The 16,950-nt window shown below is 65.5% G+C and carries 18 protein-coding genes and 1 tRNA gene; 11 read left to right on the top strand and 8 right to left on the bottom strand.

Features of this window, described 5'->3' with window-relative positions; translation table 11 throughout:
- From LCL94_RS03610 to LCL94_RS03585, 6 genes are all read left to right on the top strand, one after another.
- Nucleotides 1-1,044 carry a mechanosensitive ion channel family protein gene (locus tag LCL94_RS03610; RefSeq protein WP_224831025.1) on the top strand — a complete coding sequence of 348 codons (1,044 nt, stop codon included), beginning with the start codon at nucleotides 1-3 and terminating at the stop codon, nucleotides 1,042-1,044.
- 170 nt (nucleotides 1,045-1,214) lie between these two features.
- Nucleotides 1,215-1,973 carry a uroporphyrinogen-III C-methyltransferase gene (cobA, locus tag LCL94_RS03605; protein WP_224831024.1) on the top strand — a complete coding sequence of 253 codons (759 nt, stop codon included), beginning with the start codon at nucleotides 1,215-1,217 and terminating at the stop codon, nucleotides 1,971-1,973.
- Entirely contained in the window at nucleotides 1,970-2,266 is a 297-nt protein-coding gene (locus LCL94_RS03600) for a DUF2849 domain-containing protein (protein ID WP_160607929.1), read from the top strand. The genes cobA and LCL94_RS03600 overlap by 4 nt, the downstream gene beginning before the upstream one ends.
- Before the next feature lies 1 nt (nucleotide 2,267).
- Nucleotides 2,268-3,902: a nitrite/sulfite reductase gene (locus tag LCL94_RS03595; RefSeq protein ID WP_224831023.1), complete on the top strand. Its 1,635-nt coding sequence runs from the start codon at nucleotides 2,268-2,270 to the stop codon at nucleotides 3,900-3,902.
- Nucleotides 3,895-4,356, top strand: coding sequence for a DUF934 domain-containing protein (locus tag LCL94_RS03590; RefSeq protein ID WP_224831022.1), 462 nt, complete (start codon nucleotides 3,895-3,897; stop codon nucleotides 4,354-4,356). The genes LCL94_RS03595 and LCL94_RS03590 overlap by 8 nt, the downstream gene beginning before the upstream one ends.
- Entirely contained in the window at nucleotides 4,353-5,108 is a 756-nt protein-coding gene (locus LCL94_RS03585; RefSeq protein ID WP_224831021.1) for a phosphoadenylyl-sulfate reductase, read from the top strand. The genes LCL94_RS03590 and LCL94_RS03585 overlap by 4 nt, the downstream gene beginning before the upstream one ends.
- Nucleotides 5,109-5,148: 40 nt before the next feature.
- Here the strand turns inward: LCL94_RS03585 and LCL94_RS03580 are convergent, their stop codons facing one another.
- The 4 genes from LCL94_RS03580 to obgE form a co-directional block, all read right to left on the bottom strand.
- Complete coding sequence (locus LCL94_RS03580; protein WP_224831020.1) at nucleotides 5,149-5,556, bottom strand: hypothetical protein; 408 nt, start codon at nucleotides 5,554-5,556, stop codon at nucleotides 5,149-5,151.
- 99 nt (nucleotides 5,557-5,655) lie between these two features.
- Nucleotides 5,656-6,570 (bottom strand): NAD-dependent epimerase/dehydratase family protein, encoded by a 915-nt coding sequence (locus tag LCL94_RS03575; RefSeq protein WP_224831019.1) that lies wholly within the window; start codon nucleotides 6,568-6,570, stop codon nucleotides 5,656-5,658.
- Complete coding sequence (gene proB, locus LCL94_RS03570) at nucleotides 6,567-7,688, bottom strand: glutamate 5-kinase (RefSeq protein WP_224831018.1); 1,122 nt, start codon at nucleotides 7,686-7,688, stop codon at nucleotides 6,567-6,569. Before proB ends, LCL94_RS03575 begins: the two co-directional genes overlap by 4 nt.
- Before the next feature lie 7 nt (nucleotides 7,689-7,695).
- Nucleotides 7,696-8,757: a GTPase ObgE gene (gene obgE / locus LCL94_RS03565; RefSeq protein ID WP_160607915.1), complete on the bottom strand. Its 1,062-nt coding sequence runs from the start codon at nucleotides 8,755-8,757 to the stop codon at nucleotides 7,696-7,698.
- 103 nt (nucleotides 8,758-8,860) lie between these two features.
- Here obgE and LCL94_RS03560 point away from each other — a divergent pair, with 103 nt between their 5' ends.
- Nucleotides 8,861-9,133, top strand: a complete 273-nt coding sequence (locus LCL94_RS03560) for a hypothetical protein (protein ID WP_224831017.1) — start codon at nucleotides 8,861-8,863, stop codon at nucleotides 9,131-9,133.
- 9 nt (nucleotides 9,134-9,142) lie between these two features.
- Here LCL94_RS03560 and LCL94_RS03555 read toward each other — a convergent pair.
- The 3 genes from LCL94_RS03555 to LCL94_RS03545 all read right to left on the bottom strand — a co-directional run bounded on the left by LCL94_RS03555 (nucleotide 9,143) and on the right by LCL94_RS03545 (nucleotide 11,497).
- Nucleotides 9,143-9,218 (bottom strand) — tRNA-Thr (locus LCL94_RS03555).
- A 91-nt stretch (nucleotides 9,219-9,309) separates the two neighbouring features.
- Entirely contained in the window at nucleotides 9,310-10,194 is an 885-nt protein-coding gene (locus LCL94_RS03550; RefSeq protein WP_224831016.1) for a hypothetical protein, read from the bottom strand.
- On the bottom strand, nucleotides 10,181-11,497 hold the full coding sequence (locus LCL94_RS03545) for a replication-associated recombination protein A (RefSeq protein ID WP_224831015.1): 1,317 nt from the start codon (nucleotides 11,495-11,497) through the stop codon (nucleotides 10,181-10,183). The genes LCL94_RS03550 and LCL94_RS03545 overlap by 14 nt, the downstream gene beginning before the upstream one ends.
- A 103-nt stretch (nucleotides 11,498-11,600) precedes the next feature.
- Here LCL94_RS03545 and LCL94_RS03540 point away from each other — a divergent pair, with 103 nt between their 5' ends.
- Nucleotides 11,601-12,218: a PadR family transcriptional regulator gene (locus LCL94_RS03540; protein WP_224831014.1), complete on the top strand. Its 618-nt coding sequence runs from the start codon at nucleotides 11,601-11,603 to the stop codon at nucleotides 12,216-12,218.
- Nucleotides 12,219-12,293: 75 nt separating this feature from the next.
- Nucleotides 12,294-12,746 carry a hypothetical protein gene (locus tag LCL94_RS03535; protein WP_224831013.1) on the top strand — a complete coding sequence of 151 codons (453 nt, stop codon included), beginning with the start codon at nucleotides 12,294-12,296 and terminating at the stop codon, nucleotides 12,744-12,746.
- 8 nt (nucleotides 12,747-12,754) lie between these two features.
- On the opposite strand, the gene LCL94_RS03530 is transcribed toward LCL94_RS03535, so the two are convergent.
- Complete coding sequence (locus tag LCL94_RS03530) at nucleotides 12,755-13,930, bottom strand: glycosyltransferase family 4 protein (RefSeq protein WP_224831012.1); 1,176 nt, start codon at nucleotides 13,928-13,930, stop codon at nucleotides 12,755-12,757.
- 174 nt (nucleotides 13,931-14,104) lie between these two features.
- Here LCL94_RS03530 and LCL94_RS03525 point away from each other — a divergent pair, with 174 nt between their 5' ends.
- Both LCL94_RS03525 and serA read left to right on the top strand, forming a co-directional pair.
- On the top strand, nucleotides 14,105-15,262 hold the full coding sequence (locus tag LCL94_RS03525; protein ID WP_224831011.1) for a phosphoserine transaminase: 1,158 nt from the start codon (nucleotides 14,105-14,107) through the stop codon (nucleotides 15,260-15,262).
- Nucleotides 15,263-15,353: 91 nt separating this feature from the next.
- On the top strand, nucleotides 15,354-16,937 hold the full coding sequence (gene serA, locus LCL94_RS03520; protein ID WP_224831010.1) for a phosphoglycerate dehydrogenase: 1,584 nt from the start codon (nucleotides 15,354-15,356) through the stop codon (nucleotides 16,935-16,937).
- Nucleotides 16,938-16,950 lie beyond the last annotated feature (13 nt).

Here is a 16,950-nt window from a genome sequence, read left to right as displayed (position 1 = left end):
GTGCAGGGCGAAACACCACCCGCAAGCAGCGAAACGGCAACACCGGTCGAACAGGCGTGGAGCCTTGCCGAGCCCGCACCGCCCGAAACGGCGGTTGCGGCGTCGGAGGGCATCAAGGAAGCGGTCAGCGGCAAGAGCGAGACGGTCGGCTCCATCGTCGACACGCTGGACGGGCTGGCAATCAGCCTTGGCCATATGCGCGTGTCGGTGTTCGACGTGCTTATCGTGGCGTCCATCGTCTTCGGCGTCATTGCCTTCGCCTGGTTCGCCAGCCGGGTCGCCCGGCGCATGGTCCGCAGGGTCCAGCGCCTCGACGACACGCAGCAATTGCTGGTCGAGAAGATCATCACCATCGCTATCTGGGCGGCGGCGTTCTTCATGGGGATCGACCTGCTCGGCATCGATCTTACCGCGCTGGCGGTGTTCTCGGGCGCGTTCGGCCTGGCGATCGGCTTCGGCCTCCAGAAGACCTTCGGCAACCTGATCGCCGGGATCATCCTGCTGATGGACAAGTCGATCAAGCCGGGCGACGTGATCGCGGTCACCGACATGGCTGGCAATGAAAGCTTCGGCCAGATCCGCAAGATCGGCGTACGCGCCGTTTCGGTGACGACCCGCGACCAGCGCGAATACCTCATCCCGAACGAGAACCTGATGATCAACCAGGTCGAAAACTGGTCCTATTCGTCGAAGAACGTGCGGATGCAGGTGCCGGTCGGGGTCAGCTACGAAGCCGACATGAACCTCGTCGAAAAGCTCATGCTGGAAGCGGCCTCCAGCTGCGACCGCGTGCTCAAGGCCCCGCCGCCGACAGTGTGGATGAACGAATACGGCGACAATTCGGTCAATTTCACCATCCATTGCTGGATCATGGATCCCGAAGACGGGGTGGGGAACGTGCGCAGCGCTGTGCTCAAGAAGCTGTGGTGGCTGTTCAAGGAAAACGGGATCGAAATTCCCTTCCCGCAGCGCGATCTGCACATCCGTTCGAGCGACCAGCTGGACAAGCTGCTGGCGATCATGGCCAAGGAAAAGGGCGAATAGCCGGCATGCGATATTAGAAGATGCTGGAATAGCTGGCCTTCTCGCCTGCGCAGCGCCGGTTTTGAAATTTCGCCTTTCATGGCGGACATTTCCGATTTCAAAATTTCCGCTTCCCTGATGCGCATTCATTCTGGTTGGCGCGGGAGGCCGGTGCCGATCATCTTGGCGCAATGGCAAAACCCGGAACCATCCATCTCGTCGGCGCGGGGCCGGGCGATCCCGACCTCCTGACGCTGCGCGCCGCCCGCCTGATCGAACGGGCCGCGGTCATCGTGCACGACGGCCTGGTCGATCCCAGCATTTTGGCGCTCGCACGGCCCGATGCAGAGCTCGTCTCCGTGGCCAAGCAGCGTGCGCGTCACACCATGCCGCAGGCAGAGATCAACGCCCTGTTGGTGCGCATCGCGCTGTCGGGCATCGACGTGGTCCGCCTGAAGGGCGGCGATCCCTTCATCTTCGGTCGCGGCGGCGAGGAAGCGGAGGCGGCACGCGCCGCCGGCGTTCCCGTCGAGGTCGTCCCCGGCATCAGCGCAGCCAACGGCGCTGCAGCGGCCGCGCAGATCGCGCTCACCCACCGCGAGGCATCGTCCATCGTCAGCTTCGTTGCCGGCCAGTGCAAAGGGCTGAAGGACCAGGACTGGGCAGGCCTCGCCGGCAAGGGCCGCACGCTCGTCATTTACATGGGCGTCAAGACGGCGCCGATGATCGCCGAGAAACTGATGGAAGACGGCCTTGCGCCCGACATGCCGGTTGCGGTGATCGAAAACGGCGCGCGCCCGCAGATGCGCGTGCTGCGCGCACCGCTTGCCGGGCTGCCCAACCTTGTCGAGGCCGAAGCCGTGGTGAGCCCTGCGCTCATCGTGATCGGCGAGGTGACCGCGCGCGACGACATCACCCTTTCAACGCTTGCACAGGAGGCGGCGCGATGAGGCTGCTGACCGGAAACGACCTCAGGACCGGAGCCGTGACCTGGTGGACCGGGAATGACTGGTCGCTCCACGTGGAGGATGCCGTAGACGTGACCGGCACCGAGGACGAGATCGCGCGGCGCGAGGAAGCGGCCCGCCGAGTCAACGCGCCCTATGCCATCGATGCTTCGCTGCACCAAGGCCGTCCGCGCCCCTCCCACATAAAGGACCGCGTCAGGGCGCTCGGCCCCACCGTGCGCCCCGACCTGACGCTCAAACCGGCCGATCCCGATATCGGCAGCTGGGTAATCTGACATGTATCGCTACGACCACTACGACCAGGCCATGGTCGATGCCCGCGTGGAAGAATTCCGCGACCAGGCCCGTCGCCGCCTCGAAGGCAGGCTGACCGAAGACCAGTTCAAGCCGCTGCGGTTGATGAACGGCCTTTACCTGCAGCTGCACGCCTACATGCTGCGCGTCGCCATCCCCTATGGCACGCTCGACAGCCGGCAGATGCACATGCTGGCCGACATCGCGGACAAGTACGACCGCGGCTACGGCCATTTCACGACGCGCCAGAACATCCAGTACAACTGGATCAAGCTGGAAGATGCCGGCGACATCCTCGCCGACCTTGCCAGCGTCGAGATGCATGCCATCCAGACCAGCGGCAATTGCATCCGCAACATCTCTTCGGACCATTTCGCCGGAGCCGCGGCGGACGAGGTCGTTGACCCGCGCCCCTATGCCGAGCTGCTGCGCCAGTGGTCGAGCTTCCATCCCGAATTCAGCTATTTGCCGCGCAAGTTCAAGATCGCGGTCATCGCCAGCGATACCGACCGGGCGGCCATGCGGCTGCACGACATCGGCATCCAGATCGTGCGCAACGCAGCGGGCGAGCTGGGCGCGGCATTCTATGTCGGTGGCGGGATGGGCCGCACGCCGATGATTGCGCCCTGCATCAACGCCTTCGTCCCGCTCGACCGGATGGTGACCTATGCCGAGGCGGCGCTCAGGGTCTACAACCGCCACGGACGGCGCGACAACAAGTACAAGGCGCGCATCAAGATCCTCGTCCACGAACTGGGCGCGGAGGAATATACGCGCCAGGTCGAGGAGGAATTCGCCCACCTGCTCGGGCAAGGCGTCGAACCGCCCTTCGCCGAGCTGGAGCGTATCCGCGGCTATTTCGAGGACCCGCTGTTCGAGGACGGCCTGCCCGAGGAAATCGACCGGAGCGATCCCGATTTCGCACTGTGGGTCGATCGCAACACGATCGCGCACAAGGCACCGGGTTATGTTTCGGCGGTGATAAGCCTGAAGCCGGTCGGCGGCATTCCGGGTGATGCGACGGCCGAGCAGATGCACCTGATGGCCGACCTCGCCAGGGATTACAGCTTCGACGAACTGCGCGTCATGCACACGCAGAACATCGTGCTGCCCCATGTCCGCAAGGCCGACCTCCACGCGCTGTGGACCGCGCTGGAGGCAGCGGGGCTGGGCAGTCCCAACCTCGACACGATCGAGGACATCATCGCCTGCCCGGGGCTCGATTATTGCAGCCTCGCCAATGCGCGTTCGATTCCGGTCGCGCAGAAGATTTCCGAACGCTTCTCCGCCAACGGCAAGACCGAGGCGCTGGGCCAGCTGAAGCTGAAGATTTCCGGCTGCATCAATGCCTGCGGGCATCACCATGCAGGCCACATCGGCATCCTCGGCGTCGACAAGAAGGGCGTCGAAAACTACCAGCTCCTGCTCGGCGGAAGCGAGGCGGAAGACGTGAGCCTCGCCAAGATCACCGGCCCCGGCTTCGACGAGGCGGGCATCGTCGACGCGGTTGAAACAGCTGCCGACGTCTACCTGCGCGAGCGCCAGGACGGCGAGCGCTTCCTCGACACCTATCGCCGTATCGGCATGACCCCGTTCAAGGAGGCCCTGTATGGCTGATTTCGTTTCCGACACCGACACGCTGATCCGCTTCCGCGACGACGAACAGGTCGACGATGCAGCGGTAACGGTCGATTCCTTCCTCGACCAGCAGGATGCCAGCGCGGTTCGCGTGGAACCGGGTGACGACGCACGTGCGCTCATCCCGCACCTTGGACGCCTGTCGCTGGTCGAGGTGAACTTCCCCGCTTTCGGTGACGGGCGCGGCTATTCCTCCGCCCGCCTCCTGCGCGAAGCGGGTTACGAGGGGGAGCTCAGGGCAGTGGGCGACGTGCTGGTCGATCAGGTCGCCTACATGCGGCGCTGCGGTTTCGATGCCTTCGAACCCGATGCCGCGCTCGACGAAGGCGATCTGGAATCGGCGCTCAATCGCTGGCCCGAAGTCTACCAGCCTGCAGCCGATGCCCGGCAGCCGATCTGGGCCAAGCGACATGAGGGCGCGCGCCACGCATGAACGAGACGCGGCCCATCGACCGGCTCGACACCGGGCCCAGGTTCACGGACCATGACGCGGTCCGGCTGAACCGCATGTTCCGCGGCAGCGAGACCGAGGAATGGCTGCGCGCGGTGATCGAGGGCAATCTGGTGGGCGACATGGCGATCGTCTCCAGCTTCGGCGCGGAGAGCGCGGTGCTGCTGCATCTCGTGTCCGAAATCGACCGCTCGATCCCGGTGCTGTTCCTGGAAACGGGCAAGCATTTCCCCGAAACGCTGGCCTATCGCGACGAGCTTACCGACCTGCTCCGGCTCAACCGGGTGGATGTCTATCCCGACCTTGCCGATCTCCAGTCCCGCGACGAGACGGGGCTGCGCTGGTCCTACGATCCCGACGGCTGCTGCGAATTGCGCAAGGTGCGCCCGCTGGAAAAGGCGCTAGCGCCGTTCGATGCCAGCCTTACCGGGCGCAAGGCGTTCCAGTCTTCCACGAGGGCCAACCTGCCGCGCTTCGAGGTCGATACCTCCGATGCGCAGGGGCGGCTCAAGGTGAACCCGCTGATCGACTGGAAAGCGGAAGACATCGCCGCCTACATGAGCGTGCACGAATTGCCGCGCCACCCGCTGGTCGAACGCGGCTTTCCCTCCATCGGCTGCTCGCCCTGCACACGCGCCGTCGCCCCCGGCGAAGACCCGCGCGCGGGGCGCTGGTCGGGCTGGGACAAGGTGGAATGCGGCATCCACAAGCCGGGCGAGGAGCCCTTCCTGTAAAGGGACAAGCGGGCGCCGCCCGGCGACGCCCGCCCCATTGTTATTCGGCGGCGGCTACGCGCTCGACCGTGACCGTGTTTCCTTCCGGATCGACAGCTGTCCAGACGCCGTTCGCATCGACGGATTCGGTGTGGCAAACCTCGGTCGCGCCTTCCTCGTCCTTGGTCGTGCAATACTGGTTGCCGCGCTGGACCCAGCGGCCGGTTTCGGTCTCGCCGGTGGGCGAGGTGGAAGTGTAGGTGCCGTCCTCGTTGACCACCTCGGTCCACACTTCGCCTTCGGCGGTCGTGACCTTGAAATCGCCATAGGGCGTGCCGCCATCGGCAGCCATCGCGGCCGCTTCCTCGGCTGCGGGCTCTTCGACTGCGGCTTCGTCGGTTGCTTCGGTGGCAGGCTCGGAACAGGCGGAGACAGCCGCCAGTGCAGCGACAAGTACAAGTCTTTTCATGCTTTTTCCCCAAATCGTGATCGTTGAGGCGGCCGTTCCCGCCAATGCGACTCGCGATCCCTGGCCGCACGCTATGCCTGTGCGCGGCCTATGCCAAGTTTATCTCAGCCAGCCTTCTCGCCGATACCACTCTGCTGTCTCGCGCAGGCCCTCCTCACCGGGGATGACCGGCTCCCATACGGCGCGGGGTACTTTGAGATCGGACCGGGCGACCCAGTTGGGATGGGTCATGTAACCGACCCGGTCCGCAGTGAGCCGGGCCTTGTCGCCGCGCAGCATCCGGTCGCCCCTGGCCGCCAGTTCCAGCACGGTTTTCGGCAAGTGCGGGGCGAAGACCCGACGGTTCACCGCCGCGCCGATGGCCTTGGCGAGTTCCTTGTGCGACCAGCCGCCCTCGCGACCGTCGTCGGGCTCGAAGGTCCGGCGGCGGACCAGCGCGGGCTGGGCGTCGACGAGGTCGAGCAGCAGGCGCGCCAGGTCGTGGACGTGGATGATCGAGCTGGCGCCGCCCGGCGGCAGCGGCACGAAACCCCAGGCGGCGGTGCGGAACATCTCGAAATAGTCGACGTCGCGCGGACCATAGACCCCCGGCGGGCGGATGATCGTCCAGTCGAGCCCGCTCGCCTCCACCAGCGTCTCGGCCTCCGCCTTGGATGCGCCATAGGCGGACAGGGCCGGCTCGCGCGCCGAGAGCGAGGAGACGAAGACGAAGCGCTTCACCCGCGCGTTTTTCGCGGCGGCAATCAGCCTTTCGGTCCCGGCTACATTGGCATCGTGGAAGGCGGCAGGGTCGGGCGCATTGGTCAGCCCCGCCACGTGGACGATCGCCTCGGTTCCTTCACACAGGGCCGCCAGCGCTGCCTCTTCGGAAAGGGTGCCCGGCAGCCATTCCACGCCCTTTCGCGGCGGCTGCGGCTTGCGGGTGAGGGCGCGCACGGTGATGTCGCGCTGCTGCGCAACGTCGAGCACGGCTTGCCCGACGAACCCCGTCGCCCCGGTCAGCGCTATGGTCATGCGCGCACCATGTGGTCGCGGTGGACGACGGCTGCGCGCGGCACATAGCCGAGCCGTGCCGCCTGTTCGTCTTCGCGCAGGCCGAGGATGGCGCGGCATTCCGCGGCATCGTATTCGACGAGGCCCTGACCCAGCCGCTCGCCTTTCGCGCCGTGGATCGCGACAAGGTCACCGCGGCGGAAATCGCCTTCGACCTCGGTCAGGCCCGCAGCCAGCAGGCTGGCCCCACGCTCCAGCGCATGAGTGCAACCGGCATCGACGGTCAGCACGCCTGCAGGCGCGAGGCGCCCCGAAAGCCAGGCCTTGCGCGCGCTTTCATCGCCCTGTGCGACGAACAGCGTGCCGATGCCGGCGTCGAGCGCCCGCGAGATGGGCTTGTCGTGGGTCCCGTTGACGATCGCCAGCGCAATGCCTGCCCGCTCGGCGATGCGCGCGGCCTGCAGCTTGGCAAGCATTCCGCCCGAGCCGAGGCCCGATCCCGAATCCCCGCTCGCCATGGCGATGATTTCGGGCGTCACGCCCTCGACACGGGGGATGAGCGCTGCGTCCGGCTCCTTCGGATTGCGATCGTAGAGGCCGTCCACGTCGGACAGCAGCAAGACCGCTTCCGCACCTGCCGCCTGCGCCACGCGCGCGGCGAGCCGGTCGTTGTCTCCGAAGCGGATTTCTTCCGTGGCGACGCTGTCGTTCTCGTTCACCACCGGGATGGCGCCCGTTTCGACCAGCCGGCCCAGAGTGGCGGCGGCGTTGAGATAACGCCGTCGGTCTTCAAGGTCGCCCAGCGTCACCAGCATCTGCGCGGCAAGCAGGCCCTGCGCGCCCAGCGCATCGGCCCAGAGGCGCGCAAGTTCCACCTGCCCGACCGACGCGGCAGCCTGCGCATCGGCAAGGCTCGCCCGGCCGCCCTTTTCGAGGCCGAGCTTGGCCGCACCCAGCGCAATCGCGCCCGAGGAAACGACGATGATCTCCGTCCCGCCGGCGCGAAGCTGCGCCAGTTCCTCTGCCAGAGTGGCGAGCCAGCTGCGGCGCGGCTGTCCCCGCTCGACCAGCAGGGCCGAGCCGATCTTGACGATCAGGCGGCGGGTGCTGCGGATCTCGGCGAGGGACGCGATGGCCATGATGGTGTCAGATGGGCGACCAGTCGGCCGCGTCGTCGGCGTCCATGTCCTCGACCTCGGCGGCCTTGGTCTCGGTCGAGGTGCGGTCGGGCAGATAGCCGAGCACGGCGTCGAGCAATTCGTCGATGCCTTCGCCAGTGGCGCCGGAAATGGAGAACACCTTGTCGGCACCTGCGGCCAGCAATTCGTCCGCAAAGGCCTTGCCGAGCTCGCTGTCGGCAAGGTCGAGCTTGTTCAGCGCGACCAGCTGCGGCTTGTCGATCAGACCTTCGCCATAGGCTTCCAGCTCGGCATTCACCGTCTGGTAGGCGTCGGCCGGGTCCTGTCCGGCAATGTCGATCAGGTGGATCAGCACGCGGCAGCGCTCGATATGGCCGAGGAAGCGGTCGCCGATGCCGGCACCATCAGCCGCGCCCTCGATCAGGCCAGGGATGTCGGCAAGGACGAACTCGCGGCCCTTGTGGCGCACCACGCCGAGCTTGGGCACCAGCGTGGTGAAGGCATAGGCGCCGACCTTGGCCTTGGTGTTGGTGACCTGGTTGATGAAGGTCGACTTGCCCGCATTGGGCAGGCCGAGCAGGCCCACGTCGGCGAGCAGCTTCAGCCGCAGCCAGACCCACATTTCCTCGCCCTGTTCGCCCGGCTGGTGCTGGCGCGGGGCGCGGTTGGTGGAGCTCTTGTAGCTGGCATTGCCGCGGCCGCCCATGCCGCCTTCGAGGAAGACGACGCGCTGGCCCACTTCGGTGAAATCCGCGAGGACTTCCTCCTTGTCTTCCGACAGGATCTGCGTCCCGACTGGCACGTGGATCACCAGGTCGTCCGCGCCTGCGCCGGTGCGGTCGCGGCCCATGCCGTGGCCGCCGCGCTTGGCCTTGAAGTGCTGCGAATAGCGGAAGTCGATCAGCGTGTTGAGGCCCTGCACGGCTTCGAAGACGATGTCGCCGCCCTTGCCGCCGTTGCCGCCGTCGGGTCCGCCGTATTCGATATACTTCTCGCGGCGGAAGCTGACGGCGCCGGGGCCGCCCGCGCCGCTCTTCAGATAGATCTTGGCCTGGTCGAGGAAATGCATGGGAGCGCCCCTAGTCGGTTTTGTCGGTAATGGCGAGTATCGGCGCACGTACGAACGCCAAATGTCTTTGCAGGCACGGCCAAACGCATCTACGCCGCCTGCCATGCAGTTCGACGATCTGATGCGCCGCTATTTCGGAACCGACGACCTCGGCGAAGTCACGCCCGCCGCTCTCGAGGCCGGGATCGAGCGTGCCCGCGTCGACCTGGGCCTCGAAAAGGACCGGGGCCGACGCTTTGCCCTGTGGTCGCTGCTGTTCATGCTCGGCGCTGCGCCCGACCTCGACGTTGCCTTCAAGAGCGAGGAGGACCGCGAAGCGGCACGGAACTTCATGGATCTCCTCGCCGCGAGCGAGGCGGCGGAAGAGGGCGATTAAGAGGGCGGATGGTGCCGGCTGCAGGAGTCGAACCCGCGACCTGATGATTACAAATCAACTGCTCTACCAACTGAGCTAAGCCGGCATTCCCTATTGTCCTAACGCTGCGCTGCTTGAGGACGGGTGTTTTTCCTATCCTATCGCCTCGCTGCTTGAGGACGGGGTGCGCCTTTCGTTCAAAGCGCCCCGAAAGTCCAGCCTTCTGTTCGGGCGATGCCCCTGGTGAGGCCGCTGGGCTGCCAGCGTGACGGATCGCCCGCCACCTCGCGCAACCAAGCGGCGGTAAGAAGGGCATCGGACGCGTGGTCGTCGACCGGCCCCGTTCCGCGGACCGGCGGCGAGCCGAGAGCCGATAGTGCCGCGTTCAATTCCTCGAAGCTGCGCATCTTGGCGCGGCCTGCGCTTCGCCCAGCTTCGATAGCCGCAAGGCTGGTGTAGATTTCAACCAGCGCCGAGCCATTGCCGGGCAGTGGATCGACGGGCCAGACAGGCAGGCGGCCACGCAGGCGGTTCAGCATCCGCATTCCCGTCAGGCTGGACTTGCCGACCTGCGCCGCGCCGACGAGGTTGAAATTGGAATAGGGTTTGCAGCCCATCTTTGCCTGTGCCGTCTCGGTGGCGCGGAAGCGTCCGCGACCGTGTGCGGCATTATCGCAGCCGAAGAAGCGGCCGGTTTCGATCCCGTCGCGGAAATAGGGACGGAAATCGGGATGCTCCACGAAGGGCTGCGCACCGAGATGCGGCTCCGCCCGGCAGACGTCGTCGATCAGCGCCCACAGTGCAGGCGCATCGGGTATATCCTCGCGATGGCCCGGGAAGAAGGCGCCGCAATCCGCGTGCGGCAAGGCAATGCCGAGATCGACGCCGACCAGCGTATCGCCGGGCAGGTCCTCTGCAAGTACCGCAAGCACGTCCTCGCGCCCCCAGCCCGCGCCGCGTTCGACGAGGACGGGCGGGCCACCCGTGGCATCGGCGATGGCGAGGGCGATGCCCTTCTGGCGAGGCCCCTTCGCGCCCGACCAGTCGATCGCGAGGAAGCGGTGGAACCTAGGTGCGTTCACGCCGCAGTTTGTCCCAATAGTCGAGCCGCTTCCTCACCTCCCGCTCGAACCCGCGTTCGACGGGCTCGTAATAGGTCTGCGGCTCCATCTCTTCGGGCCAGTAATTGTCGCCCGAGAAGCCGTCCTCGGCATCGTGGTCGTAGCTGTAGCCCGAGCCGTAGCCGATATCCTTCATCAGCTTGGTCGGCGCATTGAGGATGTTCTGCGGCGGCATCAGGCTGCCGGTTTCCCGCGCGGATTTGAAGGAGGCCTTCTGCGCCTTGTAGACCGCGTTCGATTTGGGTGCGGTGGCAAGGTAGGTGCAGGCCTGCACCAGCGCGAGCTCGCCTTCCGGGCTGCCAAGGAATTCATAGGCGTCCTTCGCCGCCATGCACTGAACGAGCGCCTGCGGGTCGGCCATGCCGATATCCTCGACCGCCATGCGCACCAGGCGGCGGGCAAGGAAACGCGGTTCTTCGCCCGCGGTCAGCATCCGCGCGAGGTAATAGAGGCTCGCCTGAACATCGCTGCCGCGCACCGCCTTGTGGAGCGCGGAAATGAGGTTGTAGTGCCCCTCGCGGTCCTTGTCATAGACCGCGACGCGGCGCTGGAGGAACTTGCCCAGCGCCGCCGGATCAAGCGGCTGGGGAATCTTCGCATTGTAGAGCGTTTCTGCCTGGTTGAGAAGGAACCGCCCGTCGCCATCGGCGCTCGCGACCAGCGCGTCGCGCGCTTCCGGGGTGAGGGGCAGGGGGCCTTCGAGCTCTTCCGCCCGGTCGAGCAACTGGCCGAGCGCGGCATGGTCGAGGCGCTGGAGGATGAGGACCTGCGCGCGGCTGAGCAGTGCGGCGTTGAGGGCGAAGCTGGGGTTCTCCGTGGTCGCGCCGACCAGTGTGACCGTGCCGCGCTCGACAAAGGGCAGGAAACCGTCCTGCTGTGCGCGGTTGAAACGGTGGATCTCGTCCACGAACAGCAGCGTGCGCTGGCCTGCCTCGGCGGCCTTGTCGGCGGCGGCGAAGGCTTTCTTTAGGTCCGCGACGCCGCTGAACACGGCGCTGACGCTTTCGAAGCGCATGCCCACGCTATCGGCCAACAGCCGGGCGATGGTGGTCTTGCCGGTACCGGGCGGACCCCACAGGATCATGCTCGACAGGCGGCCGGCGGCGACCATGCGCCCGATTGCGCCCTCGGGACCGGTCAGATGGTCCTGCCCGATTACTTCGTCGAGCGAGGCAGGGCGCAGGCAGTCGGCCAGCGGCGCGTCCTCTCGGACGGCATCCGTTGCAGGCGTCGGGGGCAGGTCATCGGGAAACAGGTCGGTCATTCGTCGGCTGACATAGGACGTCGGCAGACAAATTGCAGCGCCCTCTTGTGTATCGCTCTTTAAGATATATCTTAGTGCTATCGAAGATATGAAGGAATTGCCAATGCACAAGGCACACAAGTGGCGCAAGTTCGGAAAGATGCCCTACGTCGGCATGATGGCGGGCGGATGGGACGAGGCTTTCGGCCGCGACGGCCCGTTTGGCCCCGATGGTCCGTTCGGTCCGGGCGGGCCTTTCGGCAGGCGCGGAGGATCGCGTCGTCGCCGCATGTTCGGCTCGGGCGAATTGCGGCTCGTACTGCTCAAGCTCCTCGCGGACGAGGCACGGCACGGGTACGAACTGATCAAGGCGGTCGAGGAATTGACCGGTGGCAGCTACGCACCCAGCCCGGGCACGGTCTATCCGACCCTGTCGCTGCTGGAAGACGAAGGCGCCATCGCGCAGGCGAAGGGTGACGAGACGCGCAAGGCGTTCGAAGCGACCGAAACGGGCCGGGCCGAACTGGCCGACCGCGCCGACGAGGTGGAGGCACTTTTCGCGCGTCTCGAAGGGCACGGCGAACGCCGCCGGGCCTATGCCACCCCCGAGATGTTCAGGGCGGTGGGCAATCTTGCCACCGTACTGAAGAACAAGGCCCGGAGCGGCGAACTCGACGATGCCATGATCCGTGAAATCGTGGATCTGGTCGACGATCTGGCAAAGAAGGTCGAACGGCTCTGATACGCTGCTGCTTGCACCTCCCGTCCGCGCCGCTAGTCTGCGCGGCGGAGAGGTCGCAAATGGGAGGGAAATGATATGGACGCTTCTGCGAAGGCGCCGGTGCACCTGTGGGTGATCGGCCTGTTGTCCTTGGTATGGAACGGCTTCGGTGCCTACGACTATTTCATGTCGAAAACCGAGAACCGCGAGTATCTCGCGGGCATGATGGAGCCGACCGGCGTTACGGTCGATGCCGCCATCGAATACATGAACGCCATGCCGCTGTGGGCCAATATCGGCTGGGGTCTTGGCGTGTGGGGCGCGGTGGCAGGTTCGGTCCTGCTGCTGATGCGCAAGCGTCATGCCTTTCACGCATTCGTGGCCTCGCTGATCGGCCTGGTGCTGGGAATGCTCCACCAGTGGACCAACCCCATGCCGGGCATGACCGATACGACCACGCCGATGATCTTCACGCTGGTGATCTTCGCGATCACGCTGTTCCTGCTGTGGTATTCGCGCAGGATGACCGCGTCGGGCGTCCTGTCCTGACCTGAAACCTACCGGCCTGCGGCTGCGCGATTGGTGTGCAGCCGCAGGTAGGTATCGATTACCGCCTGGTTGATCGCGTCCCAGCTGTAGGCGCGGGCAGCGCGTTCGCCTGCCGCGCCATGCGCGAGGCGCAGCGCGTCGTCCGTGCAGTAGGGAGCCAGCGCTTCTGCGCAGCCCTTTGCAAAGGCATCGGTCTTGCTAGGCGGGACCAGGCGCCCCGTCTCACCGTCGCTAACGAGGCTCGCCGCGCCGGTCGCCCCGGCGGCCACCACGGGCAGGCCGCAGGCCATCGCTTCCAGCGTGACATTGCCGAAGGTTTCCGTGATCGACGGGTTGAAGAAGATGTCGCCGCTCGCCAGCGCGCGGCCAAGGTCCTTGCCGGTCTGGAAACCGACGAAAATCCCGCCGGGCAGCGTTTTCTCGAACCAGCCGCGCGCCGGGCCGTCGCCGATGACGAGGACCTTGTGCGGCACCTGCCGCTTGCGCAGTTCGACGATCGTGTCGGCGAACACGTCGAGGCCCTTTTCCATGACCAGCCGGCCGAGGAAGACGATCGCCACGTCATCGTCTGCCAGCCCGTTGGCGCGGCGCCATTCCATGTCGCGGCTGGACGGATCGAAAATCTCGCGGTCGACGCCGCGCGACCAGATGCTGATGTCCTCGTGCATGCGCTGTGCCTTCAATTCGGCGATCTGGCTGTCGGAGGGCGCGACCAGCGCGTCGCAGCGGTTGTAGAACCGGCGCAGGCCTGCCTCGACCACCGGCTCGAGGAAGGAGAGGCCGTAATAGCGCGGATAGGTTTCGAAGCGGGTATGGACGCTCGCCAGCACCGGCAGGTCGCGCTTGCGGGCCCATTTCAGCGCCCCGTGCGCCGCCGGGTCGGGCGAAGAGAGGTGCATGGTGTTGGGCGTGAAGCGGGCAAGGTCTTCCTCGACCGCACTGCCGAGCCGCAGGGGCAGGCGGTATTCGCCGCGCCCCTTCACCGGCATCCGGACGTTGGGGATGTCGACGAGATCGCCCGTCGCCTCGAAATCGGGCGCTTCGACGACCGGCGAATAGACGCGCAGCTTCGCCCCCTGGCGCAGGATGTAATCCGCCAGCCGGTTCAATGCCTGATTCGCGCCGTCGCGGGTGTAGTTGTAGTTCCCGCTGAACAGGGCGATGCGAAGATCCGTTACGTCCATTGACTGCGCCCATAAGGCGCTGGACCGTTTTTGGCGAGAGGGCGTTGATCCGGCAGGGCGAACGGCCTGTCGATGCATTCCTATTTCGCATTGACTTGCTGCGTCGCAACATTATTGCCGCCAGCGGGCCACGCGGTCCCAACGCCGCGCGTGCTCTCTGCAAGGAGAGAATACATGACTGCCGAACCGACGCTCAAGCCTGAGCGCCCTTTCTTTTCGTCGGGTCCGACCGCCAAGCATCTCGGCTGGTCGGCTTCCAACCTCAAAACCGAATCGCTCGGACGCTCGCATCGCAGCGCCCTCGGCAAGTCGCGGCTGAAATATGCCATCGACCTGTCGAAGGAGATGCTCGGCGTGCCCGAGGATTACCTGGTCGGCATCATGCCCGCCTCGGACACCGGCGCGCTGGAATGCGCCATGTGGACGATGCTGCGCCCCGACCGCCCGGCCACGGTCGCGGCATGGGAAAGCTTCGGCAATGTCTGGATCCAGGATGCGGTCAAGCAGCTCAAGCTGCCGAAGCTGACCACGCTCGATGCCGATTATGGCGAAATCCCCGACCTCGCGTCGATCCCGCAGAACAATGACGTCGTCTTCACTTGGAACGGCACGACCTCCGGCGCCAAGATCCCCAACACCGACTGGCTGGCGGAAGGTCGCGAAGGCGTGACCATCAACGACGCCACCAGCGCCGTCTTCGCTATGGAAATGGACTGGGCCAAGCTCGATGCCACGACCTACAGCTGGCAGAAGGTGATGGGCAGCGAAGCCCAGCACGGCATGCTGATCCTCAGCCCCAAGGCGGTGAACCGGATCGAGGAATACGATCCCGAATGGCCGCTGCCCAAGCTCTTCCGCCTCAAGAAGGGCGGCAAGATCAACGAAGGCATCTTCCGCGGCGAGACGATCAACACGCCTTCGATGCTGGCGACGGAAGACTATATCGACGCGCTCGAATGGGCGCAGGCACTCGGCGGCCGCAAGGCTCTGTTCCAGAAGTCGGAAGCCAATGCGAAGATTGTCCTCGACTGGATCGAGGCGACCCCGTGGCTGCGCAACATGGTGGCCGACCCCGCCAAGCGCACCAATACGGGCGTGTGCTTCGTCTTCCAGGGCGAGTGGTACGAAAGCCTGTCCGACGAGGACAAGGCGGGTGTGCCCAAGAAAATCGTCAAGCTGCTGGAAGACCGCGATGTCGGCTACGACTTCAACGGCTACCGCGACGCTCCGCCGTCGCTGCGCATCTGGTGCGGCGCCACGGTCGAGGAAGAGGACCTGAAGCGTCTCCTTCCGTGGATCGAATGGGCTTACGAGCAGGTCAAGAACGGCTGATCCGGCCGGCGGCCCCGCTGCGGGCCGCCGCCTCTTCTCACAATCTCAATGCCCCGGCCGTTCGCCGGGAGAACGACAGGAATATTCCGTCATGAGCAAACCTAAAGTCCTCATCAGCGACAAGATGGACCCGAATGCCGCCCGTATCTTCGAAGAGCGTGGCTGCGATGTCGACGTGAAGCCGGGCATGACCCCGGACGAACTCAAGGCTGTGATCGGCCAGTACGATGGCCTTGCCATCCGTTCGGCGACCAAGGTCACGTCCGAAATCCTCGATGCCGCGACCAATCTCAAGGTCGTGGGCCGCGCCGGTATCGGCGTCGACAATGTCGATATCCCCTATGCCAGCGGCAAGGGCGTCGTCGTGATGAACACGCCTTTCGGCAACTCGATCACCACGGCCGAACACGCCATCGCCATGATCATGGCACTGGCCCGCCAGATCCCTGCCGCCGACCGCCGCACGCAGGCGGGCGAATGGCCCAAGAACGATTTCATGGGCGTCGAAGTGACCGGCAAGACGCTGGGCCTCATCGGTGCAGGCAACATCGGCTCGATCGTCGCCAGCCGCGCCCTCGGTCTGAAGATGAAGGTCGTCGCTTTCGACCCCTTCCTGACGCCCGAACGCGCCATCGAGATCGGGGTCGAGAAGGTCGATCTCGACACGCTGCTGGCACGCGCGGATTTCATCACGCTGCACACGCCGCTGACCGACGAGACGCGCAACATCCTCAGCCGCGAAAACCTCGCCAAGACCAAGAAGGGCGTGCGCATCGTCAACTGTGCGCGCGGCGGCCTCATCGACGAGGACGCGCTCGCCGAGGCGCTCGACAGCGGCCAGGTGGCAGGTGCGGCGCTGGACGTGTTCCAGACCGAACCGGCCAACGAAAGCCCGCTGTTCGGCAAGCCCAACTTCATCTGCACCCCGCACCTCGGCGCCAGCACGACCGAGGCGCAGGTCAATGTCGCGCTGCAGGTGGCAGAGCAGATGGCCGATTTCCTCGTCAACGGGGGCGTCACCAACGCGCTCAACATGCCGAGCCTGAGTGCAGAAGAAGCGCCCAAGCTGAAGCCATACATGGGCCTTGCCGAAAACCTCGGCAGCCTCGTCGGGCAGCTGGCGCATGGCAACCTAACCAAGATCAGCATCGAGCGCGAAGGCGCGGCAGCCGAACTGTCTGGCAAGCCGATCGAAGGCGCGGTGCTGGCAGGGCTGATGCGCCAGTATTCGGACACGGTGAACATGGTCAATGCGCCCTTCCTTGCCAAGGAACGCGGCCTCGACATCCGTTCGATCCGGCACGAGAAGGAAGGCGCCTACAACACCCTCCTGCGCGTGACAGTCGGCACCGATGCCGGCGACCGTTCGGTTGCAGGCACGCTGTTCGGGGCCGAGGCGCCGCGCCTCGTCGAGATCTTCGGTGTGCGCATCGAAGCCGAGCTCGACGGGCACATGCTCTACATCGTCAACCAGGATGCGCCGGGCTTCATCGGTCGCATCGGTTCTTTGCTGGGTGAAAGCGGCATCAACATCGGCACCTTCAACCTCGGCCGCCGCGAAGCGGGCGGGGAAGCAGTGCTGCTGCTCAGTGTCGACCAGCCGATCCCGCAGGACGTGGTCAAGGCGGCCTGCGCGCTGGAAGGCGTGAAGACCGTTATCCCGCTGGAATTCTGAGACGCGATAGGGC

It is taken from the genome of Qipengyuania gaetbuli (genome assembly GCF_020171365.1).
In the GTDB taxonomy this organism is placed as follows: domain Bacteria; phylum Pseudomonadota; class Alphaproteobacteria; order Sphingomonadales; family Sphingomonadaceae; genus Qipengyuania; species Qipengyuania gaetbuli_B.
The sequence above is the reverse complement of the archived record's forward strand: the minus strand, read 5'-3'. Positions and strand labels throughout refer to the sequence as shown.